The sequence below is a fragment of the Olleya sp. Ti.3.14 genome, assembly GCF_038154885.1.
Lineage (GTDB): Bacteria > Bacteroidota > Bacteroidia > Flavobacteriales > Flavobacteriaceae > Olleya.
This window is the reverse complement of record NZ_JBAKAO010000062.1, coordinates 1-293: the sequence shown is the minus strand read 5'-3', so window position 1 is coordinate 293 and position 293 is coordinate 1. Positions and strand designations below refer to the sequence as shown.

General features: G+C 30.7%; 1 pseudogene. It reads right to left on the bottom strand.

The annotated features are described in order from the left end of the window. Window positions 1-293: pseudogene (locus V6251_RS15285) on the bottom strand (DEAD/DEAH box helicase); the annotation flags it as partial.

Genomic DNA, 293 nt, shown 5'->3' with positions numbered 1-293 from the left:
GATACTACGTAGTCTGTAGTTTTGCGTTTTGTTAGAGTGGATGACACACAATTCTTCTTTAAAAAACTCGTCTAAAGCTTCAAAAAGTCTATCTGCCATACGTTTGTTAGATTCAAAAACTAATACTTTATTATACGTTTCAGCGTCTTGTAATAAGTGTACTAATAAATTAAGTTTAGTGTAATAATTAGGGACACTATATTTTGTTTGTGCTATGTTTTCTAAAGGTGTACCAGAAATAGCAATAGATACTTTTTTACTGCACCACAAAAAGTATCTATTGCTATTTCTGG